25 protein-coding genes are annotated in these 26,033 nt (G+C 63.4%); 15 read left to right on the top strand and 10 right to left on the bottom strand.

Translation table 11 applies throughout. The features are described 5' to 3' along the window. Positions 1-2 precede the first annotated feature (2 nt). The 3 genes from aspA to AB4037_RS16405 all read right to left on the bottom strand — a co-directional run bounded on the left by aspA (position 3) and on the right by AB4037_RS16405 (position 2,650). Complete coding sequence (gene aspA, locus AB4037_RS16415; protein WP_441772230.1) at positions 3-1,421, bottom strand: aspartate ammonia-lyase; 1,419 nt, start codon at positions 1,419-1,421, stop codon at positions 3-5. Next, positions 1,414-1,563 (bottom strand): hypothetical protein, encoded by a 150-nt coding sequence (locus tag AB4037_RS16410; protein ID WP_434958862.1) that lies wholly within the window; start codon positions 1,561-1,563, stop codon positions 1,414-1,416. Before AB4037_RS16410 ends, aspA begins: the two co-directional genes overlap by 8 nt. Before the next feature lie 199 nt (positions 1,564-1,762). Further along, positions 1,763-2,650, bottom strand: a complete 888-nt coding sequence (locus tag AB4037_RS16405; protein WP_441772274.1) for a LysR substrate-binding domain-containing protein — start codon at positions 2,648-2,650, stop codon at positions 1,763-1,765. Positions 2,651-2,796: 146 nt separating this feature from the next. Between AB4037_RS16405 and AB4037_RS16400 the strand changes: the two genes are divergently transcribed. Next, complete coding sequence (locus AB4037_RS16400) at positions 2,797-4,281, top strand: mechanosensitive ion channel family protein (protein WP_434958863.1); 1,485 nt, start codon at positions 2,797-2,799, stop codon at positions 4,279-4,281. Positions 4,282-4,428: 147 nt separating this feature from the next. Continuing rightward, the gene (locus AB4037_RS16395) at positions 4,429-5,679 is read left to right on the top strand and encodes an MFS transporter (RefSeq protein ID WP_441772229.1); all 1,251 of its coding nucleotides are present in this window, start codon (positions 4,429-4,431) and stop codon (positions 5,677-5,679) included. A 5-nt stretch (positions 5,680-5,684) separates the two neighbouring features. Here AB4037_RS16395 and dapF read toward each other — a convergent pair whose 3' ends face one another. Then, on the bottom strand, positions 5,685-6,560 hold the full coding sequence (dapF, locus tag AB4037_RS16390; protein WP_441772228.1) for a diaminopimelate epimerase: 876 nt from the start codon (positions 6,558-6,560) through the stop codon (positions 5,685-5,687). 125 nt (positions 6,561-6,685) lie between these two features. Here dapF and AB4037_RS16385 point away from each other — a divergent pair, with 125 nt between their 5' ends. The 10 genes from AB4037_RS16385 to AB4037_RS16340 all read left to right on the top strand — a co-directional run bounded on the left by AB4037_RS16385 (position 6,686) and on the right by AB4037_RS16340 (position 18,373). After that, positions 6,686-7,570 carry an ABC transporter permease gene (locus AB4037_RS16385; protein ID WP_441772227.1) on the top strand — a complete coding sequence of 295 codons (885 nt, stop codon included), beginning with the start codon at positions 6,686-6,688 and terminating at the stop codon, positions 7,568-7,570. Further along, positions 7,567-8,379 (top strand): ABC transporter permease, encoded by an 813-nt coding sequence (locus AB4037_RS16380; RefSeq protein ID WP_434958866.1) that lies wholly within the window; start codon positions 7,567-7,569, stop codon positions 8,377-8,379. Before AB4037_RS16385 ends, AB4037_RS16380 begins: the two co-directional genes overlap by 4 nt. 84 nt (positions 8,380-8,463) lie before the next feature. Then, entirely contained in the window at positions 8,464-9,606 is a 1,143-nt protein-coding gene (locus AB4037_RS16375; protein WP_441772226.1) for an extracellular solute-binding protein, read from the top strand. A gap of 98 nt (positions 9,607-9,704) precedes the next feature. Further along, a complete protein-coding gene (locus AB4037_RS16370; protein ID WP_434958868.1) occupies positions 9,705-10,793 on the top strand; it encodes an ABC transporter ATP-binding protein in 1,089 nt (362 codons plus the stop codon). Positions 10,794-10,851: 58 nt separating this feature from the next. Then, positions 10,852-12,096 (top strand): NAD(P)/FAD-dependent oxidoreductase, encoded by a 1,245-nt coding sequence (locus AB4037_RS16365; RefSeq protein ID WP_441772225.1) that lies wholly within the window; start codon positions 10,852-10,854, stop codon positions 12,094-12,096. 123 nt (positions 12,097-12,219) lie between these two features. Next, complete coding sequence (locus AB4037_RS16360) at positions 12,220-13,545, top strand: NAD(P)H-dependent oxidoreductase (protein ID WP_434958870.1); 1,326 nt, start codon at positions 12,220-12,222, stop codon at positions 13,543-13,545. A gap of 113 nt (positions 13,546-13,658) precedes the next feature. Beyond that, positions 13,659-14,468, top strand: a complete 810-nt coding sequence (locus AB4037_RS16355) for a YdcF family protein (protein WP_441772224.1) — start codon at positions 13,659-13,661, stop codon at positions 14,466-14,468. A 10-nt stretch (positions 14,469-14,478) separates the two neighbouring features. Further along, positions 14,479-15,858, top strand: coding sequence for a leucyl aminopeptidase family protein (locus tag AB4037_RS16350; protein ID WP_441772223.1), 1,380 nt, complete (start codon positions 14,479-14,481; stop codon positions 15,856-15,858). A 107-nt stretch (positions 15,859-15,965) separates the two neighbouring features. Next, positions 15,966-17,393 carry an amidase gene (locus AB4037_RS16345; protein WP_441772222.1) on the top strand — a complete coding sequence of 476 codons (1,428 nt, stop codon included), beginning with the start codon at positions 15,966-15,968 and terminating at the stop codon, positions 17,391-17,393. Between the two features lie 173 nt (positions 17,394-17,566). Next, a complete protein-coding gene (locus tag AB4037_RS16340) occupies positions 17,567-18,373 on the top strand; it encodes an ABC transporter permease (RefSeq protein WP_441772221.1) in 807 nt (268 codons plus the stop codon). Positions 18,374-18,402: 29 nt separating this feature from the next. On the opposite strand, the gene AB4037_RS16335 is transcribed toward AB4037_RS16340, so the two are convergent. Together AB4037_RS16335 and AB4037_RS16330 are read right to left on the bottom strand one after the other, a co-directional pair. Next, on the bottom strand, positions 18,403-19,104 hold the full coding sequence (locus tag AB4037_RS16335) for a hypothetical protein (RefSeq protein WP_441772220.1): 702 nt from the start codon (positions 19,102-19,104) through the stop codon (positions 18,403-18,405). Positions 19,105-19,215: 111 nt separating this feature from the next. Beyond that, positions 19,216-20,247: a glycosyltransferase family 61 protein gene (locus AB4037_RS16330; protein WP_441772219.1), complete on the bottom strand. Its 1,032-nt coding sequence runs from the start codon at positions 20,245-20,247 to the stop codon at positions 19,216-19,218. Between the two features lie 275 nt (positions 20,248-20,522). Here AB4037_RS16330 and AB4037_RS16325 point away from each other — a divergent pair, with 275 nt between their 5' ends. From AB4037_RS16325 to AB4037_RS16315, 3 genes are all read left to right on the top strand, one after another. Beyond that, positions 20,523-20,873 carry a MarR family transcriptional regulator gene (locus tag AB4037_RS16325; RefSeq protein WP_434958877.1) on the top strand — a complete coding sequence of 117 codons (351 nt, stop codon included), beginning with the start codon at positions 20,523-20,525 and terminating at the stop codon, positions 20,871-20,873. Positions 20,874-21,025: 152 nt separating this feature from the next. Then, entirely contained in the window at positions 21,026-21,877 is an 852-nt protein-coding gene (locus tag AB4037_RS16320) for a C40 family peptidase (protein ID WP_441772218.1), read from the top strand. A gap of 133 nt (positions 21,878-22,010) precedes the next feature. After that, positions 22,011-23,012: a serine hydrolase domain-containing protein gene (locus AB4037_RS16315; RefSeq protein WP_441772217.1), complete on the top strand. Its 1,002-nt coding sequence runs from the start codon at positions 22,011-22,013 to the stop codon at positions 23,010-23,012. Between the two features lie 15 nt (positions 23,013-23,027). On the opposite strand, the gene AB4037_RS16310 is transcribed toward AB4037_RS16315, so the two are convergent. The 4 genes from AB4037_RS16310 to AB4037_RS16295 all read right to left on the bottom strand — a co-directional run bounded on the left by AB4037_RS16310 (position 23,028) and on the right by AB4037_RS16295 (position 25,951). After that, positions 23,028-24,359 (bottom strand): bifunctional folylpolyglutamate synthase/dihydrofolate synthase, encoded by a 1,332-nt coding sequence (locus AB4037_RS16310; protein ID WP_441772216.1) that lies wholly within the window; start codon positions 24,357-24,359, stop codon positions 23,028-23,030. A gap of 113 nt (positions 24,360-24,472) precedes the next feature. Continuing rightward, positions 24,473-24,907: a hypothetical protein gene (locus AB4037_RS16305; protein ID WP_441772215.1), complete on the bottom strand. Its 435-nt coding sequence runs from the start codon at positions 24,905-24,907 to the stop codon at positions 24,473-24,475. A 10-nt stretch (positions 24,908-24,917) separates the two neighbouring features. Then, a complete protein-coding gene (locus tag AB4037_RS16300) occupies positions 24,918-25,319 on the bottom strand; it encodes a hypothetical protein (protein WP_441772214.1) in 402 nt (133 codons plus the stop codon). A gap of 89 nt (positions 25,320-25,408) precedes the next feature. Continuing rightward, entirely contained in the window at positions 25,409-25,951 is a 543-nt protein-coding gene (locus AB4037_RS16295) for a GbsR/MarR family transcriptional regulator (RefSeq protein ID WP_441772213.1), read from the bottom strand. Between the last annotated feature and the right edge of the window lie 82 nt (positions 25,952-26,033).

Here is a 26,033-nt window from a genome sequence, read left to right as displayed (position 1 = left end):
GCCTATGGCTTCATTTCGAAAGGCTGCGGCCGGGTGAGGTTTTCCGGCCGCAGCACGGCGTCGAGCTGCTCGCGCGGCATCAGCCCTTTCTCCAACACGAGTTCATAGACACCGCGCCCGGTGGCATGGGCCTCCATCGCCACTTCGGTGGCATGGCGGTAACCGATATAGGGATTGAGGGCGGTGACGATACCGATCGATTGTTCGACGCTGGCGCGCAATCGCTCACGATTGGCCGTTATGCCGGTGATGCAGTTCTTTTCCAGCGTCAGGCAGGCGGCGCGCAGATGATCGATGCTCCGGAACAGGCTGTAGGCGATGATCGGCTCGAACGCATTGAGCTGGAGCTGTCCGGCCTCGGCCGCGAAGGTGATGGTGACGTCATTGCCGATCACCTCGAAGGCGACCTGGTTGACCACTTCCGGGATCACCGGATTGACCTTGCCCGGCATGATCGAGGAACCGGCCTGGCGCGCCGGCAGATTGATCTCGTTGAGCCCGGCCCGCGGCCCGCTGGAGAGCAGGCGCAAATCGTTGCAGGTCTTGGAGAGCTTCACGGCCACGCGCTTCAGCACACCCGAGAGCTGCACGAAGGCGCCGCAATCCTGGGTGGCTTCGACCAGATTGGGCGCGGTGATCAGGTCGATGCCGGTGATCTCGGCCAGGCGTTTGCAGACGATATCGGCATAGAGCGGATGGGCGGTGATGCCGGTGCCGATTGCGGTGGCGCCCATATTGATCTCGCGGATCAGCCCGGCGGCTTCGGCAAGCCGGGCCTCGTCCTCGGCCAGCATCAGCCCATAGGTGCCGAATTCCTGTCCCAGCGTCATCGGCACGGCGTCCTGGAGCTGCGTGCGCCCCATCTTGAGGATGTCGGCGAACTCTTCCGCCTTCGCCTCGAAGGCCCGGCGCAGGACAGCCATCGCATCGATCAGCCGGCCGATGCCGAACCAGGCCGCGATCTTCAGGGAGGTCGGATAGACGTCGTTGGTGCTCTGGCTCTTATTGACGTGCTCGTTGGGATGCAGATGGCTGTACTCGCCGCGCCGATGGCCCATGAGCTCGAGCGCCCGGTTGGCGATCACCTCATTGGCGTTCATGTTGGTGGAGGTGCCGGCGCCGCCCTGGATGAGGTCGACCACGAACTGGTCGTGCAGCGCCCCGGCCTTGATCTCCTCGCAGGCCGCCACGATGGCGGCGGTGCGCTTGTCGTCGAGCAGGCCGAGTTCGCGGTTGGCAAGCGCGGCCGCCTGCTTGATCGAGGCCAGGGCCCGGATCAGGTCAGGACAGGTCGCCACGGTCTGGCCGCTGACCCGGAAGTTCTCGACGGCCCGCAGGGTGTGGACGCCATAATAGGCGTGCGCGGGCACCTCGCGGTCTCCCAAGAGGTCGTGCTCGAGGCGGAATGCGATCTCAGACAAGGCAGGTTTCCTCCGGCCAAGCATCAAGCAGAATTTCCGGGCGCGGCCCACGGACGTGCCGCGCGGGGAAATTCTGCAAATGCTTGATCTCTTGCAGCTTCCTCTTGATCGCGCCCATGGCACGATCAAGAGGAAGCTGCATGGGGTTCTCCCCGGGGCAATGGCGAGTTGCGGCTTCGCGCGCACCGAAGCGTGCATTGGGCAATGATGGACAACCGGGCGGAACGAAGCGGTTCTTGCTTTGCCGGCTCCGTTCCGCCGGGCCGGGAAGGCTCATACGCCTGGCCGGGACTCCCCGCCAATGCTATCGCGGCAAAGCCTATTCCAAATCTGCATAACCTTCAGGCGACGGCCACCTGCGCCGCTTTCCACACCCTGTCGACGAAGGGCCGGGAACGGTCGGCGCTGCGGTAGAGCCGGATATCCATCGGCATTTCCGGGGCGATCACCGTCAAGGACCCCTCGGCGATCTCATTGGCGACAAGGCTGCGCGGCAGCCAGGCAACGCCATGGCCGTCCAGCGCCATGAACTTCAAGGCCTCGGCCATGGAGCCCTCATTGGTGTGGGCGAGATAGGTTACCGGCGCTCCCTCGCGAGCCTGGGCGATGGCGGCGAGCAATCCCAGGAAAGAGCCGCGCGAATAATGCAGCAGCGGCACGCGCTCGTCGCCGGCCTGCCAGCTGCGGCGTTCGGGCCGCGCCGCCACCGCGACCAGGCTGTCTCGCCCGACGGTGAGAAAGGCAAAGCGTTCGGGATCGAGCGGCACCGAGATATTGGGATGATGGAAGGTGAGCAGGAAATCATAGCCGCCTTCCACCAGCGCCTGGATGCAGGTGTGGAAATTCTCCGGCAGCACGCGGCTCGTCACCGGGCCGACTTTGCGCCGGATTTCCGTGAGCCAACCCGGCAGGAAGGTCAGGCAGAGGGCATGCAGCGCCGTGACGGCGAGCACTGGCAGCTTGCTGCCCTCCTGGCGGCTGCGGAACTGCGAACGGCTGAGGGTGAGCAGGTGCACCGTTTCCTCGGCCGTCTCGCGGAATTGCCGGCCATCAGCGGTCAGGGTGATCGGAAAAGTACTGCGGTCCAGCAATTCGGTACCAAGCCAGACCTCGAGCGCACGAATGCGGCGGCTGAAAGCGGACTGAGTGATGTTGCGGTCCTCCGCCGAGCGCGAGAAGCTGCGCGTCTCGGCCAAGCTCAGGAAATCCTCAAGCCATTTCAGTTCCAAGGCCATTCCTTCCGGTGTGACGAGACGGGCAAGCGCGTGAGAGGCCGGATTGTTTGCCATGATTGGCTTCGCCGCCGCCATGCCGCATTCCCGCTCTGGCATGCAGCGCGGAGTGATGCAATCATACCGTCCTCTCGACCAGTTGCGTGGCCCCGGTGTCGCTGCTCTCCGAACTGATCCTCGCCACGGCCCTCGCGGCCGTGCTCATCTTCAACTGGCGGATCGCCTGGCAGCCAGCCTGGCTGCGCATCGGCGTCGCTGCGGGCCTTTTCTGCCTGTTCACCCTGCTGATCCTGCGGGTCGCCGGCATGCCGGCCGCGCCGGTGCTCGACGCCGACACCCGCATCGCCACCTGGCAGCGCGGCCTGATCGCCCTGTGGTGGTTGCTTGGCGCGCGGTTGACGGTCGGTATCCTGCCGCTGGTCCTCTGGCAGAAGCGCGAATCGAGCCAGCCCAAGATCGCTTCGGACCTCCTGGCCGGCCTGACCTATCTCACCGCCGTGCTGGCCATCGTCAATTTCGTGTTCGACCTGCCCGTCCGCGCCCTCCTGGCCACCTCCGGCATCATTGCCGTCGTGCTCGCCTTGGCCCTGCAGAACACGCTGGCCGACGTCTTCGCGGGCATCGCCGTCGGTATCGAGCATCCCTATGTGGTCGGCGACCGCATCGGGATAGATGGCTCCTTTGAGGGCGTGATCGTCCAGATCAACTGGCGCTCCATCCATGTGCGCACCGATGGCAACGACATCGTCACCATCCCCAACAGCCTGATCTCCAAGTCACGTGTGATCAATCGCAGCCGGCCGAGCACCAGGCGCGATGATTCGGTCCAGGTCGCCTGCGATTCCACGGCCCGGCCGGACCTTGTCCTGGAATATCTGCGCCATGCGGCGCTGCTGACACCCAAGCTTCTCTCCAGCCCCGCCCCCGGAACCTCGCTGGCGCGCATCGGTGCCCGCACCAACAGCTATGACATCAGCTTTTCGGTCGCGCATACGGACCATCTCGGCGCGGCCAAGAGCGCGCTGCTCGGCCAGGTGCTACGGCAGTTCCACTATCACGGCATCCGCCTGGTCAATCCGGGCGCCATCTCGACGCCGATCGGGCCGGTCCAGGTCAGTCTCGGCCCGCTGGAGACCCTGCCTCCCGAGCAACTCCTTGGCGACATTCCGCTCTTTCGCGAGCTCTCGCCCCAACAGCGAGCCGATCTCTCCACCAAAATGATCAAGCGCCATCTCGAAGCAATGGCGACGCTGGCGTCGCAAGGGGGCACCCTCTCATCCCTGATCGTGGTGGCCTCCGGCGTGCTGGAGGCGAGCCGGACCATCCGCGACCATTCCCATGTGGTGGGACGCCTGGGGCCGGGCGACCATTTCGGCGAACTCGGCCTCATCACCGGCGCGCCCAATGCAGGCACGATCCTGGCGCTGACCCGCTGCATCATCTTCGAACTGCGCAAGGAGGATCTAGATCCTATCCTTGCCGCCGAACCTGGGCTGTCGGAAGCATTCGAAGCCTCGGTCCGCCGGGGCCAGGCGTTCCTTGCCCGCGACGAGGCGGCCGCCACCTATGCCCAGCCGGGCCCGCCCGCGCAGTTCCTGGCGCAGATCCGCGCCTTCTTCAAGACGTGATTCCCGGGACCGCCAGCATCCTGCTGGCTCTTGGAAATGTTGCGTTTGCAGAATGGAAGAGCCAGCAGGATGCTGGCGGTCCCAGGATGGAAGTGGTGAAGCCGCGCGCGGCATAGTATGCCTTCCCAATCCCCTCGGACTCGTCAGATGCCTCCCGATTCGCGCCGCCTTCGCTTCGTCTATTTCCTGGTGGCCGGATCCGGCCTCGTCAATGTCGCGCGGGCGATGAGCCTGTCCTTCCTGGCGGTGAAGCTGCAGCAGTCTTTCGGACTGGGTCCCGCCGCCATCGGCGTGTTGCTCGGCACCGGCCCTCTTCTCGGCGCCATCGCCGCTCCCGTCGCCGGGTCGCTGTCGGATCGCGTCGGCCGGCAATTCATGCTGGTGCTGATGCTGACGGCCCTCTCCCTCGTCGGCATGGGCTTTGCCCAATCGGTCACCGCCTTCTGTGCCGCCCAGATCGTCGCGGCCGTCTCCATCGCAGTCTACGAGCCGATCTCGCGTGCCCTGATGAGCGACATCTGCCCGCCGGAGCTGCGGCTCAAATATTTCTCCTGGCGCTATATGGCGGTGAATGCCGGCTGGGCCGTCGGTCCGCTGATCGGGATCGCTGCCGGTGCTGCCTTCGGCCTGCTGTTTACCCTTGCCGGCTGCATCTACGCCGCTTTCGCTCTCGCGCTCCATCTGGTTGGCGTGCCTGCGGATCCGAAAGCCTCCGGGAGCGAGGCGGCCGAGGAGCGCGTCTCCGTCCTGGCCAGCATTCGCGCTGCGGCGCGTGATCCGCGCCTGACCTTCTTCGTCGGCGGCGGCACGCTGCTGATCGCCGTCTACGGCCAATGGTCCGCTACCCTGGCGCCCTATCTGAGCACGACCCTGGAAGGCGGCGTGGATCTGTTCGCCTATCTCCTCTCGATCAACGGACTGGTCGTGCTTGTCGGCAATCTGTTCGCACGCCGGCTGATCGAAAAGGTCGGCGCCCTCCACGCGATGGTGTTGGGGTGTATCCTCATCCTCGCCAGTGAGCTCGGTTTCCTGGCTTCCAGCGGTTTCACCGGCTTCGCCCTCTTCATGGTGCTGTTCACCATCGGCGAGATCCTGGTGGTGCCGTCCGAATATCTCCTGGTGGACGGTATCTGCAACGCCCGAAACCGGGGCAGTTATTTCGGCGCCCACTCCTTCTCGACCATCGGCAATTTCTTCGGCCCGGCGCTCGGCGGCCTGATGGCCGGCACCTTCGGTGGCGCCGGCATGTTCCTCACCTTCGCTGCCTTCGCCGCGGCCAGCGCCGTGATGTTCACCATCGGCACGCGCATGCCGCCGCCGCGTCCGCGCACCCAAGGTGCCCCGGCAGTCGCCGCCATCGAGGTTTCAGGCCTCAGCTCACGCTTGCGTTATGCCTGAACCTCTCAGGCATAACCGAGGCAGCACAGAGCCACCGGCCCGGTCATGATCGCGCGGCCGTCCGGCAGCAGTTCGATGGAGAGGGCTCCGCCCGGCAGATGCACGGTGGTGCTGTTGCCGTCTACGAGCCCACGCAGGCGCCCGGCATAGGCGGCGACGCAAGCGCCGGTACCGCAAGCCTGCGTCAGGATGCCCGGCCGCTCCCAGACCTTGAGGCGCAGCGTGGTGCGATCGACGACTTCGGCCACGCCCACATTGACGCCCTCCGCGAACAACGGATCGTTCTGGATGGTCGGCGCCACGGCCCTGACATCGACGGCGTCGAGATCTTCGACGAAGAACACCGCGTGCGGATTGCCGATATTCAGGGCGAGGCCATCGCGAAGCGGGCCGCTGACAAGCGGCAGATGGGCGGTATCGACCTCATGAGCGAGCGGAATCTGGTCCCAGCCCATCACGATCGGCCCGAGCGTCACGGCCACCGCCATCGGCCCCGCCCGACGGCAGGCCAGCAGGCCTCCGCCCGTCTCCAGCACCAGTTCATCCCGCCCGCTCTCTTCCAGCAGGATATGGGCGACGCAGCGCGTAGCATTGCCGCAAGCCCCGGCCTCACGCCCATCGATGTTGAAAATACGCATGCGGGCATAGCTGCCGCCGGCTGCCCCGACGGGTGTCGGCGTCTCGATGGTGAGGACCTGCTCGGCCCCCACGCCCGCCTCGACGTCGCAAAGGCGCACGATGTCGGCCACCGGCAAAGCACGCGGATGCACGCGCTGGTCGAAGATCACGAAGTGGTTCCTCAGGCCGTGCATCTTGACGAAGGGCTTCAGCCCCTCGAGGCCGGGCGGCAGCGCTTGGGCGAGGTAATCAGACAGCAGCATCGGGGCGGGGCCTCATGGCGCAGGGTAACCACGACCGGATTTGTATTGTCCGGCAATTGACACATGCCTAGAGAAGATCCACCCTGAACGAAACAAATATTACTTCCAGGGAACAGCGTGGGGACATGATGGCAGGCCAGCAGCTTTCTGCGCGCGACCGGCTGCGCCCCTGGTATCTGCTCTCTCCGACCCTGATCGTGCTCACCGTGCTGATGGTGGTGCCCATCGTCATCATGACGGTGTTCAGTTTCTATCAGTTCGTCACGGCCGGGGTGGAGAAACAGGTCTTCACCACCGCGAACTGGCACGAATTCTTCACCGACAGCTTCTACCACCTCTTCCTGTGGAAGACGGTGAAGGTGGCGGCGATCACCGCCATTCTCGGCGCATTGCTCGGCTATCCGCCGGCCTATTTCATCGCGATGACGCGCACGCGGCACAAATGGCTGCTGCTCCTCCTCTTGATCGTGCCCTTCTGGATCAGCTTCACCATCCGCACCTTTTCCTGGATCCACATCCTGGGCGAACAGGGCATCATCAACGTGGTGCTGATGAAGCTCGGCCTGATCTCCGAGCCGCTGCGCATGCTCTACACCCAAGGCTCGGTGATCATGGGCATGATCCACTTCCTGCTGCCCTATATGATCCTCAACATCTATGTCAGCCTCGAGGGCATCGACCGCAATCTGATCTCGGCGGCGCGCACGCTGGGCTGCACCCAGGGCCAGGCTTTCCGCGAGGTGGTGCTGCCGCTATCCCTGCCGGGCCTGATGGCCGGCCTGCTGCTGTGCTTCGTGCTGGCGGCGGGCAGCTACGTCACCCCGCAGGTGCTGGGCTCCACCCGCGACGCGCTCTTCGGCAATTTGATCTACGACACCATCATGACGCAGCTGAACTGGCCGCTGGGCTCGACCCTCTCCATCGTGCTGCTGGTGCTGCTCGGCATCGTGGCTATGATCTACAGCCGCTATATGGGCCTGTCGCGCATCTTCAAGGGGCTGAGCCAATGAGTGACCTGCCCGGCGTGGAGAAAGATTGGTCCTGGCAGGCGGTGAAGCTGTTCACCATCCTGGTCTACATCTTCATGTTCGCACCGATCCTGGTGGTGGTGATCCTCTCCTTCAACGATTCGCAGTTCGGCGGCTTCCCGATGACCGGCTTCAGCCTGCGCTGGTACAGCAAGCTGATGGAGAACGAGGCGGTGATCCGCGCCTTCAAGACCTCCCTTTGGGTTGCCCTGATCACGGCGGTGATCTGCACGGTGCTGGGCATCATGGGGGCGATGGCCCTGGTGCGCTACGACTTCCCCGGCAAGCAGTTCATCAACACGCTGCTGATCGCCCCGGCCCTGGTGCCGGAGACGGTGCTCGGCGTTGGCCTGCTGCTTTTGATGCGCTGGGCCCAGCAGCCACGCACGCTGGTGCTGCTGGTGCTCGGCCATATCATGCTGGCCCTGCCCTATGTCATTCTGGTGGTGCAGTCGCGGCTCATCGGCATCCGCCGGGTCTATGAGGAAGCAGCACTGTCGCTGGGCGCCAACCGCTTCCAGACCTTCCGCGAGATCACTTTGCCGCTGCTGATGCCGGCCGTCATCGCCAGCCTGCTGCTCGTCTTCACCATTTCCTTCGACAACGTCACCGCCAGCCTGTTCTGGCGCCCCTCGGGCGTCGAGACCATGCCGACGCAGATCCTGTCGATGCTGAAAGTTTCCATCAGCCCGGAGATCAACGCCCTCGGCGCGTTGATGATCCTGCTGACCGTGGGCGTGCCGCTCATCGGCGGCGGCCTTGCCCGCTATCTCGCCCGCGGGGTCCGCTAAGGCATTTTCCAGAAAGGTTGATGGACTTTTTGACTAAGAAAATGCGTCAAGACACCGAGAACCACCAGGAGGGGAACCAAACCAATGACAATGTCGCAGACCAGGCGCCTGGAGCGCCTCAAGGAGCGTTATCTCAATGGCGGCATGAGCCGCCGCACCTTCCTCGGCCTCACCGCGGCAGCGGCGGCCGGGGCCGGCATCAATCTGAAGTGGGGCGGCTCGGCCCTTGCCGCCGCCAAGGACGTGCGCTTCGACGGCTGGGGCGGCAGCGTGCAGGAGGCCATGGATAAATATGCCTTCAAGCCCTATTCGGCCAAAACAGGCAACAACGTGGTGCAGGGCACCTTCGGCGATGAGAACGAGATCATCACCAAGGTCAAGACCGCTTCGCCCGGCGAGTTCCAGGTGATCCATTCCTCAGGCGTCGAATATTACAAGCGCTATGTCGATGCCGGGCTGACCACCAAGCTCAACGAAGCCAACATTCCAAACATGGCCAACATCATGCAGGTGATGTTCGAGCCATTCCGCAAGATTTCGCCGGACCTGTCCTGCGTGCCCTACGACTACGGCACCACCGGCATCGCCTACAACACCAAGGTGATCTCCGAAGCCGAAGCCAAGGAGAAGGGCGTCAATCTGCTGTTCGATCCCAAATACAAGGACAAGATCGGCGGCTACGGCAACATGATCACCCGCGTCTGGTATGCGGCGCTTGCCCTGGGCCAGGACCCCAACGCCATCAAGGACATCGATGCTGTCTGGGACAAGGTACGCGAGCAGCGCGACCTCGCCAAGAAATACTGGTCGTCGGGCGCCGAGCTGATGGATCTGCTCTCCAAGGGCGAGGTGGTGGTCACCGATGCCTGGTCGGGACGCGTCGCTGCCCTGCAGGCCCAGGGCGCGCCGATCGGCTATCTCGATCCGCCCGGTTCCTATGCCTGGATGGAGGACCTCCTGGTGCTCAAGGGCGCCCCGATGGCCGAATGCGAGGAACTGCTCAATTTCATGCTGCAGCCCGAGGTGATGATTGCAGTGGCGGAAGGACAGAGCTATCCGCCCGCGCTCGATCCCACCAAGGTGAAGCTGACCGACAAGGTCAAGGCGCTGCCCGCCTTCGACCCTACCGGCAAGATGGCGTCGCTGACCTTCGCCGATGCCGCCTATTGGGACAAGCACACGGACGAGTGGACCAAAGCCTGGGACCGCATCGCCAAGGGCGGGTGATCTCCCACCCGAGAAATCCGGGCTGGCGAGCTTCGCCGGCCCGGCTGCGTCCAAGCCGGCTGCGTTCGCAGCCGGCGTTTCGAACGAGAGCGTGACTGATGACCAAGCCGACGGCCGTGGAACTCACCAATGTCAATCTGGCCTATGGCGATTTCGTTGCCGTCAAGGACGTCAACCTCACCATTCGCAAGGGCGACTTCGTCACCCTGCTCGGCCCTTCCGGCTGCGGCAAGACCACGATCCTGCGTTCGATCGCGGGCCTGGTGCAGCCGACAGCGGGCCAGATCGTCGTGGCGGGCCGGCGCATCGACAATGTGCCGATACACAAACGCAATATCGGCCTGGTCTTCCAGAACTACGCCTTGTTCCCGCACAAGAACGTGCACGACAATATCGCATTCGGCTTGAAATATCGCGGCGCAGACAGGGCCACCATCACCACCAAGGTCAAGCGCGCCCTCGACATGGTCCGCCTGCCTGGCGTCGAGCGCAAGCTGCCGTCCGAGCTCTCCGGCGGCCAGCAGCAGCGCATCGCGCTGGCGCGCGCCATCGTGATCGAACCGGACGTGCTCCTGCTCGACGAGCCGCTCTCGGCGCTCGACGCCCATCTGCGCGAGGAAATGCGCATCGAGCTCAAGAGCATCCAGCGCGAGATCGGCATTACTTCGATCTTCGTCACCCACGACCAGGAGGAAGCCCTGGCCATGTCCGACCATATCGTGGTGATGAACAAGGGCGTGGTCGAGCAGCAGGGCACGCCCGAGGAGGTCTACAAGCGTCCGGATACCCGCTTCGTCGCCAGCTTCCTCGGCCAGTCGAACCTGATCGAGGGCAAGATCCTGGGCGTGTCCGAAGGCCGCCTTGCCCTGCATCTCGACAATGGCGTGCAACTCGTCGCCATCGCGCCGGCCACCGCCCGCGCCGGCACCAGGGCGACGGGCGTGGTGCGCGCCCAGCGCATCCAGCTCGGCTCGCCGAGCGGCCATCCCGGCGAGCTGCGTGCTACTATCACCTCCGCTTCCTATCTCGGCGGCACGGCGGCCTATATCCTCGATCTTGCCGGCCTCCGGTTGCAGGCCAATGCCACCATCGAAGACAGGGTCTGGCATGACGGCGAGGCCGTCGCGGTGACCATCGCCCCTCAGGATGTGCTGCTGCTGGACGAGAACGGGCGCAGGCTCGCCTGACGCCCCGACCAATACTTCATTCGATATCAAGGCTATTTCAGCACCAACGAGGGTCTCCATGCGCTACGACGTCGTGGTTCTCGGCGCCGGCATCGTCGGCACCTCGGTCGCCGCGCATCTGCAGGAGCGCGGCCGGTCCGTCGCGCTGGTCGACCGGCGTGGCCCGGGCGAGGAAACCTCCTATGGCAATAGCGGCGTGGTCGAGCGCTCCGCTTTGCTGCCCGTTGCCTTCCCGCGCAGCCTTTCCGCCCTCGCCGATGTCGTGCTCAAGCGCTATCCCGGTGCCAATTACCACTGGTCGGCCCTGCCGGCCTTGGCGCCCTGGCTGCTCGCCTATTGGCGCAACTCCGCCCCGGACCGGCTTCTCGCCACAGCCCGGATGATGCAGCCCCTGCTGAGCGCCACCGTGGAAGAGCATCGCGCCCTGGCGAGCAAGGCCGGCGCCGATGCCTTGTTTCGCGACACGGGCTGGCTCAAGGTCTATCGCAGCGAGGCCGCGTTCGAGGCCGAGAAACGGGAATTTCCCCTCGCCGCGGAGTTCGGCTACCGGGTGAAGGCGCTGACGCGCGATGAAGCCCTGACGCTCGAACCCAATCTCCGGCCGGATTTCACTGCCGCCGTGCACTGGCAGGATCCGCAGAGCGTCTCCGATCCCGGCGGCGTCACCAAGGCGTATGCCCGCTATTTCGAAACAATCGGCGGGCAGGTCGGGACTGGGGACGCCCGCAGCCTGCGTCCAGGTGCTTCCGGCTGGAGCGTCACTACGCAGAACGGTCCGATCGAGGCGGCCCAGGCCGTCGTCGCGCTCGGGCCATGGTCGATGGACCTGCTTTCCCCGCTCGGCTACCGCTTTCCGCTCGCGGTGAAGCGCGGCTATCACATGCATTACCGCGCCGAGGGCAATGCCGGCCTCAGCCGCCCGGTGCTGGACGAGCAGGGCGGCTTCGTCATCACGCCGATGGTCGGCGGCATCCGCCTGACAACCGGCGCCGAATTCGCCCGGCGCGACGCTCCGAGGACACCCGTGCAGGTCGAGCGCACGGAAAAGCTCGCCCGCAAGCTCTTCCCGCTCGGCGAGCGCGCCGAGGCCGAACCTTGGATGGGATCGAGGCCGATCTTCCCCGATTCGCGCCCGATCATCGGCAAGGCGCCACGCCATGATAGCCTCTGGCTGGCCTTCGGCCACCAGCATCTCGGCTTCACCCTGGGGCCCGCCACGGGCCGGCTGCTGGCCGAGATGATGACAGGCCAAAAGCCCTTCATCGACCCGTCCGCCTATGGGGCGGAGCGCTTCGGCGCCTGAACGAAACGGGCCGTCCTTTCACCCGAAAAGACGCCCCCCTGCACCGAAAGGACACAGGCATTTTCCTTTGCAGCGCCGCGATTTGGTGCTTAGACGGGGCGTAACGAGATTGCGGAGCCGCCGATGAACCCCTCCTTTGCCGCTGATCTGATGGAACGCGCCCGTGACAAGGGCCCGATCACCATCGGTCTGGTCGGCGCCGGCCAGATGGGTACCGACCTCATCGTTCAGGTCGCGCTGATGCAGGGCATCCGTATCGGTGCGGTCGCCGTGCGCTCGCGCCCGCAGAACGCCATCGCCGCCGCCCTGAGCGCCGGGCACCGGCTGGACGAGCTCGTCGAGGTCGCCAATGCCTCGGCGATCGACCGTGCCATCGAGACCGGGCGCATCGCCATCACCACCGACCTGGAGGCACTGGCCGCCGCCGGCCGTATCGAAGTGATCATCGATGCCACCGGTCATCCCGAATCCGGGGCGATCGTGGCTGAGGCCGCCATCCGGCACGGCAAGCATATCGTCATGCTCAATGTCGAGGCCGACATCACCATCGGCCGCCATTTCAAGGCCGAGGCGGAGAAGGCCGGCGTGATCTATACCGGCGCGGCCGGCGACGAACCGGCCGCCGCGCTCGAACTGGTCTGTTTCGCCCGCACTCTCGGCATGACGGTCGTCGCCGCCGGCAAGGGCAAGAACAACGCCCTGAATTTCGATGCCGTGCCCGACGACTATGTCGCCGAGGCGGCGGCGCGCGACATGAACCCGCGCGTGCTGGTCGAGTTCGTCGACGGTTCCAAGACCATGGTGGAAATGGTGGCGCTCGCCAATGCCACCGGCCTCGAGCCGGACAAGCCTGGCCTGCATGGGCCGCGCGCCAGCAAAGAGGAACTTGCCGAAGTGCTGATCCCGGTCAGCCATGGCGGCGTGCTCTCCAAGCGCGGCTGCGTCGACTACACCATCGGCAAGGGCGTGGCGCCGGGCGTGTTCTGCGTGGTCGAGCCCAACCATCCGCGCGTGCTGGAACGCATGACGGACCTGCATGTCGGCAAGGGCCCCTTCTTCACCTTGCACCGGCCCTATCACCTCACCAGCCTGGAGACGCCGCTCACCGCTGCGCGTGCCGTGCTTTACGGTACCGCCGACCTGCAGCCGCTCGACCATCCCGTGGCGGAGACGGCGGCAGTGGCCAAGCGCGACCTCGCACCCGGTACCGTGCTCGGCCGCATCGGCGAATATGATTATCGCGGCTGGTCGATGCGTTGGGCCGATGCCAGGCGGGACAATCTGCTGCCGCTGGGCCTGGCTGAACGCGCCTGCGTCACCAAGCCGATCCGCAAGGGCGAGCTGCTCAGCCACGACAATTGCGCGGTCGACGAGAGCCTCACCATCGTGCGCCTGCGCCGGCAGCTCGACCTCGCCGATCAGCGCTTCCTCAAGGCCGATGCGGCCTAAGCCCGATTGGGGGGCTAGTCTTCAGGCCGGCCAGGAAACGCCACGCTCGCCGGATCGAGAAAGGCGGGTCTGAAGACCCGCCCCCAAATGCCGCCACCCTGACAACGCATCCCATGTTCTATTATCTCGCTAAGACCCTGGGCTTCCTGATCCTGCCCTCCAACGCGGCCCTTGTGCTCGGCCTCCTCGGCCTCGGCCTGAGTTTCATTCGCCGTGTCCGGCGCTTCGGCCGCTTCCTGATGGGCTTTGCGCTGCTGGCCTTTGCCGTGATGGGCTGGTCGCCGCTCGGCAATTGGCTGATCCAGCCGCTGGAGGAGCGCTTTCCCCAAGCTTCGATCATGCCGCAGACCAGGATCGCCGGCATCATCGTGCTGGGCGGGGCGGTGGACACGCATATCTCCACCACAAGGAACGAGACGGCCCTCACCGATTCGGCCGAGCGCATGACGGCGGTCGCCGGCCTTTCGCGTCAGTTCCCCAAGGCCCGAATCATCTTCACCGGCGGCGTCGGCTCGCTTGCCGGCCAGATCTGGGGTGACATCACCGAGGCGGATGCCTCCAGGCAGCTCTTCCGCAGTTTCGGCATTCCCGATGAGCGTATGTTGTTCGAGAACCGTTCGCGCGACACCTATGAAAATGCCGTCTTCACCTACGACCTCCTCAAGCCCAAGCCCGGCGAGACCTATCTGCTGGTCACTTCCGGCTACCACATGCCGCGCTCGATGGCCTTGTTTCGCAAGGCCGGCTTCGATGTAATGGCCTATCCCGTCAATTATCGCACAGCGGGCCCGCAGGATGGCGTGCGGCCCTTCTATGCGATGAGCGACGGGCTGCGCCAATGCAATCTCGCCGTGCGCGAATGGATCGGCCTGCTGTCCTACCGCTTGAGCGGGCGCATCGACGAGATCTTCCCCGAACCTTGAAAGTTGCACCATGTCCGAGCCCCTGCTTGCCGCTGCCGAACAGGCCGTTCCCATCTGGTTTGCCACCAAGGAGACCGCCGGCGCGGTGCTGGAGCGCCTGCCGCAAGCGCAGCGGGACTGGATCGCCGCCAATGACTTTGAGGCGAGCGCCGGCCGCCACCTGATTCTGCCGGGACCTGACGGCAGCCTCGCCGGGGTGATCTTCGGCCTCGAAGGCGAATCGGCCCGTCATCGCGATGGCTTCCTGCCCGGCAAACTCGCCACTTTGCTGCCCGTGGGCACCTATCGCTTCGCCAATGCCAGCCATGACGATCGGCTCGCTGCGCTCGGCTGGGTTCTGAGTCTCTATCGTTTCGGCCGTTACAAGCGCAACGATATCAAGGCCGTACACCTGGTCGCACCCGATGGTATCGATCGCGATGAAATCCTGTCGATGGCCCGGGCGGTCGCGCTCGGGCGCGACCTCGTCAACACGCCGGCCAATGATCTCGGTCCGGCGGAACTGGCCGAGGCGGCACGCGCCCTGGCCGAACGGCACGGTGCGGCGTTCCGGGTCGTTGTCGGCGAGGAGTTGCTCGCCGAGAATTTCCCGATGATCCATGCCGTCGGTCGTGCCTCCGCGCGAGCGCCGCGGCTTGTTGACCTCACCTGGGGCGATCCCTCCCATCCCAAGGTGACGTTGGTCGGCAAGGGCGTGATCTTCGACACCGGCGGCCTCGATATCAAGCCATCGGCCGGCATGCTCCTGATGAAGAAGGACATGGGCGGGGCCGCCTCGGTGCTCGCCTGCGCCAGCATGATCATGGCCGCCGGCCTCAAGCTGCGCCTGCGCGTACTGATCCCGGCCGTCGAGAACGCGATTTCCGGCGATGCCTTCCGGCCTAGCGACATCCTGGCCTCGCGCAAGGGGCTGAGCGTCGAGATCGGCAATACCGACGCCGAGGGCCGCCTGGTGCTGGCCGATGCCCTCGCGCTCGCCGACGAGGAAGCGCCCGAGCTGATCGTCGACATGGCGACTCTGACGGGCGCCGCCCGCGTCGCGCTCGGCCCCGATCTGCCGCCTTTGTTCACGCGGAACGAAAAGGTGGCGACAGATCTCCTGGCCCATGCCGCCCAAGAGAACGACCCGCTCTGGCGCCTGCCGCTCTGGCCGCCTTACGACGCGATGCTGGAGTCCAAGGTCGCCGATCTCAACAACGCCCCCGGCGGCGGCTTTGCCGGCTCGATCACCGCGGCCCTCTTCCTCAATCGTTTCGTCGAGAAGGCCGGCGCCTATGTGCATCTCGACATCTTCGCCTGGACGCCCTCTGCCAAGCCCGGCCGGCCCGAGGGGGCCGAGGTGATGGGCGCCCGCGCCCTCTACGCCTATTTCAAGGCGCGTTTCGGCTGACACGACAGGCCGGTCAAAGCCCGCCGATCGACAGAATATCGAGAGCCGGCCGCAAAGCCGGTCCCACTCATAACCAAAGCCAGTCCAGCCTTCCGGGAATTTGCGCCATGAGTAGCCATGACGAACTGATCCGCCTCACCGCCTGCGAGGTCGTCGAGCGCCTCAAGCGGCGCGAGGTCAGCCCGCTCGATCTGGTCGAGGCCTCGCTCGCCCGCATCGAGGCGGTGGATGGCAAGGTCAACGCCATGGTCACGCTCTGCCCCGAGCGCGCCCGCGACCAGGCCCGTCGCCTGATGGAGGCCCCGCCCAGCGAAGACCCCCACTGGCTCGGCGGCTTGCCGCTCGCCGTCAAGGATCTCAACGACGTTGCCGGCGTGCGCACGACCTATGGCTCGCAAATCTTCAGGGATCACGTGCCCGAGCGCTCGGACATCATGGTCGAGCGCCTGGAGGCCCGCGGCGGCATCACCATCGGCAAGAGCAACACGCCTGAATTCGGCGCCGGCGCCAATACGTTCAACGCCGTATTCGGCGACACGCTCAATCCCTGGGACGTCAGCCTGAATGCTGGTGGCTCCTCAGGCGGGGCGGCAGTGGCGCTCGCCACAGGCCAGGTCTGGCTGGCGACCGGCTCGGATCTCGGCGGTTCGCTGCGCACGCCCGCCAGCTTCTGCTCGGTGGTGGGCCTGCGCCCCTCGCCCGGCCGGGTCGCCAGTGGCCCGGACGGCATCAAATTCGAAACCCTGCCGGTCAACGGCCCGATGGCGCGCACTGTCGAGGATGCGGCGCTGATGCTCGACGCCATGGCCGGCTGGCATATCGAGGATCCCCTATCGCTGGAGGCGCCGACCATCGGTTTTCGCGAGAGCGCCCGGCGTCGCCAGCCGCCCAAACGGGCGGCTTTCTCGCCCGACCTCGGCGTCACCCCGGTCAACCGCGAGACCCGGGCGATCGCCGAGGCCGCGGCAATGAAGCTGGAGGAAGCCGGCTGTATCGTCGAGGAAGCCTGTCCCGATTTTGCCGGCGTGCCCGAAGCCTTCCAGACGCTGCGCGCGCTTTCCTACGCCGCCGGCATGCGCGAACTGCTCGAGACGCGCCGCAGCGAGCTCAAGCCTGACGTGATCTGGAATATCGAGAAGGGCCGCGCCCTGGATGCCGATAGCATCGGCAGCGCCATGCTCCGCCGCAGCAAGCTCTATGACGACATCGCCGCCTTCTTCTCGCGCTATGACGTGCTGATCGCCCCGGCCGTCTGCACCCCGCCGCTCGGAATCGAGCAGCGCTGGGTGCGCGAGGTGGAGGGCACGGTGTTCGAGAACTACGTTGACTGGCTCAAGATCGCCAGCGTCGTCACCATGACCTCCTGCCCCTCCCTGGCCCTGCCTGCCGGTTTCACGGCCGATGGCCGCCCCGTCGGCGTGCAGCTCATCGGCCGCCCACGCGGCGAGGCAGCGCTACTGGGTGCAGGCGCCGTGCTCGAGGATCTGTTGGGGCTGAGCGCGTTGGTGCCGATCGAGCCCAGAATGCCTCATTGAAGGCGGCTCGGACCCGCAGCGGGTTCCTGTCCAGCACGATCACGTGATCAAATTATCGAACCTACATAGGAATGACGCCATCCCATAGGATAGACATTGGAGCCGTTGGTATCATTGTAGACGTAAGGCGAACAGCCTAGGATATCGATCGTCGCATTGGGCAGGACATTGAAGTGACAGCAATTCAAGCATCGTCCACTACGATAAGAGCGGCATTCGAACGCCAACGACGGGTGATTTCAGCGGTAATATTGCGAAATATCAGGACGCGATTTTTCGGCCATGGCCTTGGATATTTCATCGCCGTTGGCTGGCCCGTCTCCCATATCCTGGTCCTGATTCTGATCTTTACATTTACCGGCCGAGCCCCGCCTTATGGCGACAGTGTCGTGCTGTTTATTGCGACGGGCACAGTTCCCTTCATGGTCTTTTCGTATCTGTCGCGTTTCATGATGGTCAATCTGTTATCCACCAAACCGCTCTTAGGATTGCCAGAAGTAAAAATGCTGGACGTTCTGATAGCGGGAGCAGTCCTCGAAGTTGTCACCTCGGGACTCGTGATTACGATCATGCTCATGCTGGGTTTGGCCTTCGACATACCGATCATGCCGCAAGATATAGCAACGGCGTTCGGAGCCCTCGGGGCTGCCATTCTGCTCGGATGCGGTATGGGTGTTGTCAACAGTGTCATCATGGCCATCACACCGATGTGGATGACGGGCTATTCGCTGCTCGTCATCGCAATTTGGGCCTCTTCCGGCGTCGTGTTCGTGCCAGACATGATTCCCGATCCCTATCGGTCCTACTTGGCCTATAATCCAGCGCTTCAAATCGTCGAATGGATGCGGTCTGCCTACTATCATGGCTATGGACAGCTAGTATTGGATAAGCCTTACACCATCAGCTTTGGCGCTGTTTGCTTGGTAGGTGGTCTTCTCTTGGAAAAGCTATCCCGCGGCTATATCCTATCTGCTCGTTAGAGCGATACTATAATCAAGTAAATGTACAATTAAGCACCAGAAATCCAGGGATTCTTATTATTTAAGACGAGATTACTTCCCTCTTTATTTTCGCCTTTTTGGATGAAAATCAAATTATGGTAGAAGTGCATTCCGACAATGTTCGTATCGGTGTAGTTAGGGCTGTAACTCGGCGCATGTAGCTCCTCCCAATTCAATCCATCAATCAAGGCCTTGAAGAACTCGATGCTTGTCGGAGCCCTCGTATGAGGCGCTACGACACCGCCGAAGCCCGGCCAATATGAAGTCTGCACGTCTTCGATCACGTACCATCCACCGGTTGTTACATGTTGAAACAACATCCAGAAGGTCGCGATCACATGCTCGGGCCGATGCGAGCCGTCGTCAATGATGATGTCGAACTGGTTACCTTCGACGTCATCCAGGATTTTGGCGATCGTCTGCGGACTGGCTTGTGACCCCGCATAAGTCTTAATCCGATCCCCAGCCACGCCAGGCTTGGGGTAATAGTCCAAGCCAACGATTTGGCCTTTCGGGAAATAGTCACGCCACATCCGCAGCGAACTACCGCCGAAATTCGGATTATCATAACCGCCAATCCCGATTTCCAGCAACTTGATCGGTTCGGCCCTCAAATCGGCAAAATGCCGATGATAATGCTGTGTATATTTGTGTGCCGTAACCTTGTCCGTGCCGTGAACAAGTGCGAGCTGGGTGAGATCGTCACTCATATGTCCTACCATATAAACGAATTTAAAGACGATGGACGGGGCAAGTTCCTCGAAGGAGGTCGGGCGACCATATGGCGTCGTTGGCCTTCCAAGTCCCGTAATTTACTTGGCTCAGATCAGGTCGTATAGCGCTCTCGCGACCACCTGCGGATTGTCACATCTCAACGTATAACTAATTTCAGGTGTCTTGCCGAGTTCGATAATATTCTTGCTATAATAATATTCCGGATCATTTCCACCCGCAATGTCGAATAATCTGTAGTTCGAATTCACATGATAATTATGGGCAAGGATAATTTGCCGCCCGGCAGGTTGCGCGAAAGCCGCTGTATGGAAGGCGGACCCAAGAGCGCCTATTATTGTCTTTCGATGCTTGAATATTCTGATTTGGTCCACAAGACTTAGTGTTTCCGGATATATTATTTCCACACCGAGCTTTGCCAAATTCTCCTCTAAATCTATTTCATTGAGAATACCGGTGCCCTTTTGTTTATATCGTGTCTTGGACAGATATACGGGCACCTCATTGATGGAGGCATCATTTCCGGCGAGGAGTTCGGTGCCGATCTTGTTGAAAAGACTCCTTGCCGCGTCCCGATGGATCCAGGAGTTTTGCTGGACACAGGGTAGGGGCACCAGAACATCGCGAACGATCTCGGGTCCGGTGCATTGGACGATGTCGCTTTCGCGAATTCCCAGGGCTTCGAAGCAGGGTTTTACAAAGGGCCGATTATACCAATCCGAGAGGGCGAAGCCGGATTGATAGAGGACCTTGCGGCCGCCAAGGCCGGCGCGCGCGATCGACCAAAGCCGCGGCAGCGTCTCAAGCAGGAAATGCCCGAAATGAAGATTGACCCGGCCACCGAAAATCAATCCCGCTTTACCGTGATCGGGAACGTCCGCAACCTCGCAGGATAGCTCCGGCACCTGAAACATGTAGGTATTGTTCGGGCCAAAATAGTCCGTCGCTTCAGGCATGAGTTTACCAGAGCGATCAAAAAACCCCCATTTATCCGCCAACCGAAAAGAAGTGCATATCGCCTGATCGACAACGACTATCTCGGGGTCTTGCTCACGAATATCGTGTCGATGCCAAAAGCCCTGGCATAATTTGAGTTCCGGCTCTTCATGCGTTCCTGTCATACTCCGGAAGCCTTTCAATCTCACTTAAATAGAATCATCCCTCTATGCTGCAAAAGAACTATGACTAACTAGAAACCATTTCCATATCTTTCTGCCTCTTTCGCCGGTCCCACGGAGATCCCTTCTACTAGAATGTCACAGGCTCCACTGTTTTCTATTGAGTGAATTTTTTGCCCCTGGCCTCGGCGTCTCAGGGCATTGAATTAACCCAATCTGCGTGATTACACCTCTATCTTGGCCTCTCGAATGCTGACAGTTCGAAGGCAGGGATAGCCATGGCGGTGGAGATGCGGCCGGCGCAGGCGTTGCGGCTCTGGCATGATGTGATGCTGAACCTCGTGCGCGACGCCCAGCCGGATTTGTCGAGCCGGCAGCTTGCCATCCTGCTCACCGTCTACCTGGAAGCCCCGCCGCATACCGTGCGCGGCCTTGCCGCCAAACTCGATGTCACCAAGCCGGTGATCACCCGCGCCCTCGACAGCCTGGCCAAGCTCAAGCTCACGGCGCGCCGGCGCGATGAATTCGATCGGCGCAATGTCATCATCCAGCGCACGGTGGACGGTGCGCTCTATGTCGAGAAGCTCGGCGATATCCTGGTTGCTCTCGGCCGGGATCTGCCACGATGAGCAGCCTGGAGCATCGCTCCGTCAAGCAGATAGCCATTTTCAGCAGGGGCGATACGATACCGGTAAATGGAGGCGCGAGCCGCGGCGAAGTGCTTGCAGCCCCTAGCTGCCTGCTTCATTGATGACACCGCCAATTTCAAGGACGAAACCCTTTGACTGCCTATGATCGTCGTATCACACCGGCCCGGCCGGACCTTGCCGCCGCCTCGTTGCGTGGCATCGTCGCGGCACCGCGCTATGTCGAAGGCAGCGAGCGTCGTGTGATCGAGACGGCGGTGCCTCTACGGCCCGATCCGGATTTCTCGGCCTCGATCGATACTGAGCTCCTCTTCGGCGAAACCTTCACCGTCTATGACGAGATGGAAGGCTGGGCCTGGGGCCAGGCTGGCCGGGACGGCTATGTCGGCTGGCTGTCCGCCAATGCGCTGGCGGCCCCGCGCCCGGCCACCCACCGCATCAGCGTGCTGCGCAGCTTCATCTATCCCGTGCCGTCCATCAAGGCGCCGGTGATGCAGGCCCTGAGCCATGGCTCCGCGCTTGCCGTGGTTGCCAGCGAAGGGCAGTTCCTTCGCCTCGAGGATTGGGGCTTCGTTTTCGCCGCCCATGCCAGGCCCGTCGAATTCAAGGAGGATGATACGGTCGCGGTCGCCGAGCGTTTCCTCGGCGTGCCCTATCTGTGGGGCGGCAAATCGAGCCTCGGCCTCGATTGTTCGGCCCTGGTGCAGACGGCGCGCCATGCCTGCGGCCTTGCCTGCCCGCGCGACAGCGACATGCAGGAAGGCGCGGTGCCAGGCGAAAGGCTCGATCCCGCCGGCCCTCTTTCGCAATTGCGGCGGGGTGACCTCCTGTTCTGGAAGGGCCATGTCGCCATGGTCCGTGACGACAGGACGATGATCCACGCCACCGGCCATACCATGACCGTGATGGTCGAGGGCCTTGTCGAAGGCATTGCGCGCATCGCCGCGGCGGGCAGCCCGTTGCGCAGCATCATCAGGCCGGCCTGACCCGGAAAGGACGGGTCGGAAATCATCCATTTCGGATCGCAGGAGACACCGTTCCATGACCTCGCCTGAAGGAGGATCAGCCAAGGCCCCAGCCTCCGCGGGCCCGACAAAGGCGACAGGGCACGGACTATCGATGCAGGACAAGCTCGCCGCGGGCATCGCCTCCGGCCTGCTGCGCGACCTGCATGTGGTCCTCGCCAGCCATGGCGGACACGTCATCCTCGAACATTATCTGACCGGGACGGACGAAAGCTGGGGGCGACCGCTTGGCGAGGTCGGTTTCGGGCCGCAGACGCTGCATGACCTGCGCTCGGTCACCAAAAGCATCGTCGGCCTGCTCTATGGCATCGCCCTCGATCGCAAACTGGTGCCGCCACCCGACGCGCCCCTGCTGCCGCATTTTCCGGACTATCCCGATCTCCTTGCCGCACCTGATCGGCAGGGACTGCGGATCGAGCATGCCCTCACCATGACGCTCGGCCTCGAATGGGACGAGGAGCGGCCCTATACCGATCCGCTGAACAGCGAGATCGCCATGGAAATGGCGCCGGATCGCTACCGCTTCATTCTTGACCGGCCCGTCGTCGCGGAGCCTGGCACGCGCTGGATCTATTCGGGCGGGAGCGTCGCCCTGGTCGGTGAGCTGATTCGGCGCGGAACCGGCAAGACCCTGCCTGAATTTGCCAAGGAAACCCTGTTCGAGCCGCTTGGCATTGACAGCTTCGAATGGATCACCGGAGACGACGGCGTTGCCTCGGCGGCCTCGGGCCTGCGCCTGCGCGGCGCGGACCTGCTGCGCATCGGCGAGCTGGTGCTCGCCAAGGGCCTTTGGAAAGGCGACCGAATCATATCGCAGGCCTGGATCGAGGCCTCGTTGAAGCACGCCATACCGACCGGTGACGGGCTGGCCTATGGCCGGCTGTGGTTCATCGGCGAGGCAGCGACCACGGCATTGCCCGACGGCGAGCATCCCTGGTTCGCCGGCTTCGGCAATGGCGGCCAGCGCCTATGGCTGATGCCGGACGCCGGCATCGCTGCCGTGATCTATTCGGGCAAATACAACGCACCCGACGCCTGGGTGACCCCGACGCGCATCTGGCGCGAGATCATTCTCGCCAACGCAGGAAAAGCCTGAAGCAGTCTCCGCGGCTTATTTCGGCGCCGTGCCGTTGAAGGCAAGGATCTCGCCGGCGAGATAGAGTGAGCCGGTAAGCACCACGCGCGGCGCCACTGGAAAGACTTCGCTGGCGATCGCCTCGAGCGCGGACTGGAGGCTGCCATGGGCCTGGGCAGCGAGCCCGGCCTGGCGCGCGGCTTCGGCCACCCCCTCGGGCGATCGGGAAGCCGCGCTGTGTTCGATCGGCACGGTATGCACTTCGCGGGCGAGGCCGGCGAAATTGTGCAGAAAGCCGTCGGAGTCCTTGGTGGTGAGCATGCCGGTCACCAGCACCAACGGCCGGGGATGACGTTCCTCCAGCTCGGCGAGGGCCTCGGCCAGCACGCGGCCGCCATCGACATTGTGGCTGCCGTCAAGCCAGATTTCAGAGCCGGCCGGCAGCAGCGCCGGAATGACACCCTGAGCGATGCGCTGCAGACGGGCAGGCCATTCCACCACCTGCATCGCCTTCTCGAAATGAGCATCCTCGACGGTGAACAGGCTCTGGTTGCGCAGCGCGGCGATGGCAAGGCCGGCGTTGCGATGCTGGTGCCGCCCGGCAAGGCGGGGCAGGGACAGGTCGAGCAGGCCGCGCTCGTCCTGATAGACCAGGCGGCCATTCTCCTCATGCATGTCGAAATCCTGCCCACCGATGACGAGCGGCGCACCGACCCGGGCCGCCACGGCCTCGATCACGGCGCGAACCGCATCGATCTGCGGATAGATCACCCCCGGGGCGCCGCGCTTGAGGATGCCGGCCTTCTCGCGGGCGATGCCCTCGATGTCGGTGCCGAGAAAATCGGCATGGTCATGCGAGATCGAGGTGATCACGCTGAGCAGCGGCTTGTCGATGACATTGGTGGTGTCCATGCGCCCGCCAAGCCCCACTTCCAGCAGCAGGACATCGCCCGGATTCTCGGCGAACAGTTTGAAGGCGGCCGCCGTGGTGATCTCGAAGAAGGTGATTGGCGCGCCGTCATTGGCCTGCTCGCAGGCTTCGAAAGCCTCGATGAGCTTGTCCTCGCTCACCAGAGCACCGCCGCCAGCGCTCCCCTTGGGCTGAGCCAGCCGGATACGCTCGTGGAAATGCACCAGATGGGGCGAGGTATAGACGTGGACGCCGTAGCCGGCGGCTTCCAGCGCCGCGCGCATGAAGGCGATGGTCGAGCCCTTGCCATTGGTGCCGGCGACGTGGATCACCGGGGGCACCTGCCGTTCGGGATGGCCGAGCTTGGCCAGCAGCACCTCGATCCGGTCGAGCGAAAGATCGATCTTCTTGGGATGCAGCGCCATGAAGCGGGAGAGATAGGCGTCGGACTGCGTCATGGCGGCGATAGGGCCTCGAATTGAGCCGGCTCGGACAGAACCGGAAGGGAAACGGCACACCGTCAGCCTTACCTTTTCCCCCGGCGCGGGGCCAGACCCTTTCTTGCCCGGCGTCATGCCTCCCAGTCGATACGCCGGCGACAGATCGAAGCAACCACCGCCCCGGTAAAGGCAAAGGGAAGGAACCAGCCCATCCATCCGCCGGAGAAGACCAGCATCGGAATGCCGGCAGACAATGCGCCGATCAGCGCCCAGAACGCCGGCAGTCGCGCACCGACATTCCGCTCGCCCAACCAAGCCAGCAGCACGGCGCCGGTCATTGCCAGAGGAAAGGCGATAATGGTGCCGACGATGCAGAAGGCGAGCCCCACGGTCGGTGCAAGACCCACGGCCATCGCCAGGAAATCGGGCAGGGTCCGCGCGTCGAAGGGTATGGGCTTGGCCGCGTATTGCGCCGAGGCTGTCAGAGCCAGACCGAGCAAGAAGGCCGGCCCAGCGGCAATCGACGCCAGGCCGACACTGGCCATGTTTACGGAACGCGGACGCATCACGGCCTCGTCAAGGCGACACCATGGCTTCCTCGACCGGCGTTGCCGCGGTCCGATGCAGGTCGCCGAGCCAGCCATTAACCTTGCGACCGAACTGGGCAATCGCACCCATGTTGAAGAAGTGCATGGCGCCGAGCACCAGCACGGCCAGACCCACCTTGCCGCTCAGGAAACGTATGGCCCCGGTGACGGTGGTCGGCTCTTCGCCCAGGCTGAGAGAGAGGGTGATGAAGCCGATATTGACGAGATAGAAGCCGACGATGAGCAGATGGTTGGTCGAACGCGCCAGGCTCTCGTTCTGGCCGAAGCACTGGGTCAGGAAGACCAGGCCGCTGCGCGACAGGGTCCGCGCCACCCAGATGGTGATGCCGATGGCAATGACGAGGTAGAGGGCATAGGCAATCTCAGTCATGTCGTTTCCTATCGTTATATCCGTTATTTCTGAATATTCAGAAATAAAATGACGCGAGAAAGTTGAAAACGGCCTCGCATCTCGCCGCTCTATTCCTTGCTTCTTCCCGGAATGAAACGCGCGACCTTGCCACCGAGCTTCATCAAGGTGACGAGGGTGGGCTTGGGCAGCACCCGGACCTGCTCGTACCAGCCGCTCAACGTGGACATGAAGTCGTGTAGGCGCGTCACGCGCTCGCGGATGTGGGCCGGCGCATTGCCGTCACGCTGCAGCTTTTCGGAAAGCTCGCCGAGCAACTGGATGGTGGGGTCGATCTCGCGCCGCTTGCGTTCGATGGCAATGCGCATGAGCATTTCCCAAAGATCGGTCTCGGCGACGAAATGGTCACGCCTGTCACCCTCGACATGGACGCGCCGGACGATGTTGTAGCCCTGCAATTCCTTGAGCGCAGTCGAGACGTTGGAACGCGCCAGGCCCAGTTCCCCGACGATGGTTTCCGCATCGACGGGCCTGTCGGACAAATAGAGCAGCGCATGCACCTGCGCCACCGAACGGTTGACTCCCCAATAGGTCCCCATCTCGCCCCAATGGAGCACGAAGGTCTTGGCTTCGGGGTAGTCGAGTAGGCGCATGATTTATCCTATTTCTGTAAAAACAGAAATAACAGGCATGAGCGAGAGAGTCAATCCGGCGACCTGCCCCGGAAGTACGGGC

It is taken from the genome of Labrys sp. KB_33_2 (assembly GCF_052114505.1).
In the GTDB taxonomy this organism is placed as follows: domain Bacteria; phylum Pseudomonadota; class Alphaproteobacteria; order Rhizobiales; family Labraceae; genus Labrys.
Note: the sequence above shows the minus strand (reverse complement) of the source record. Positions and strands in the feature narration are given on the sequence as shown.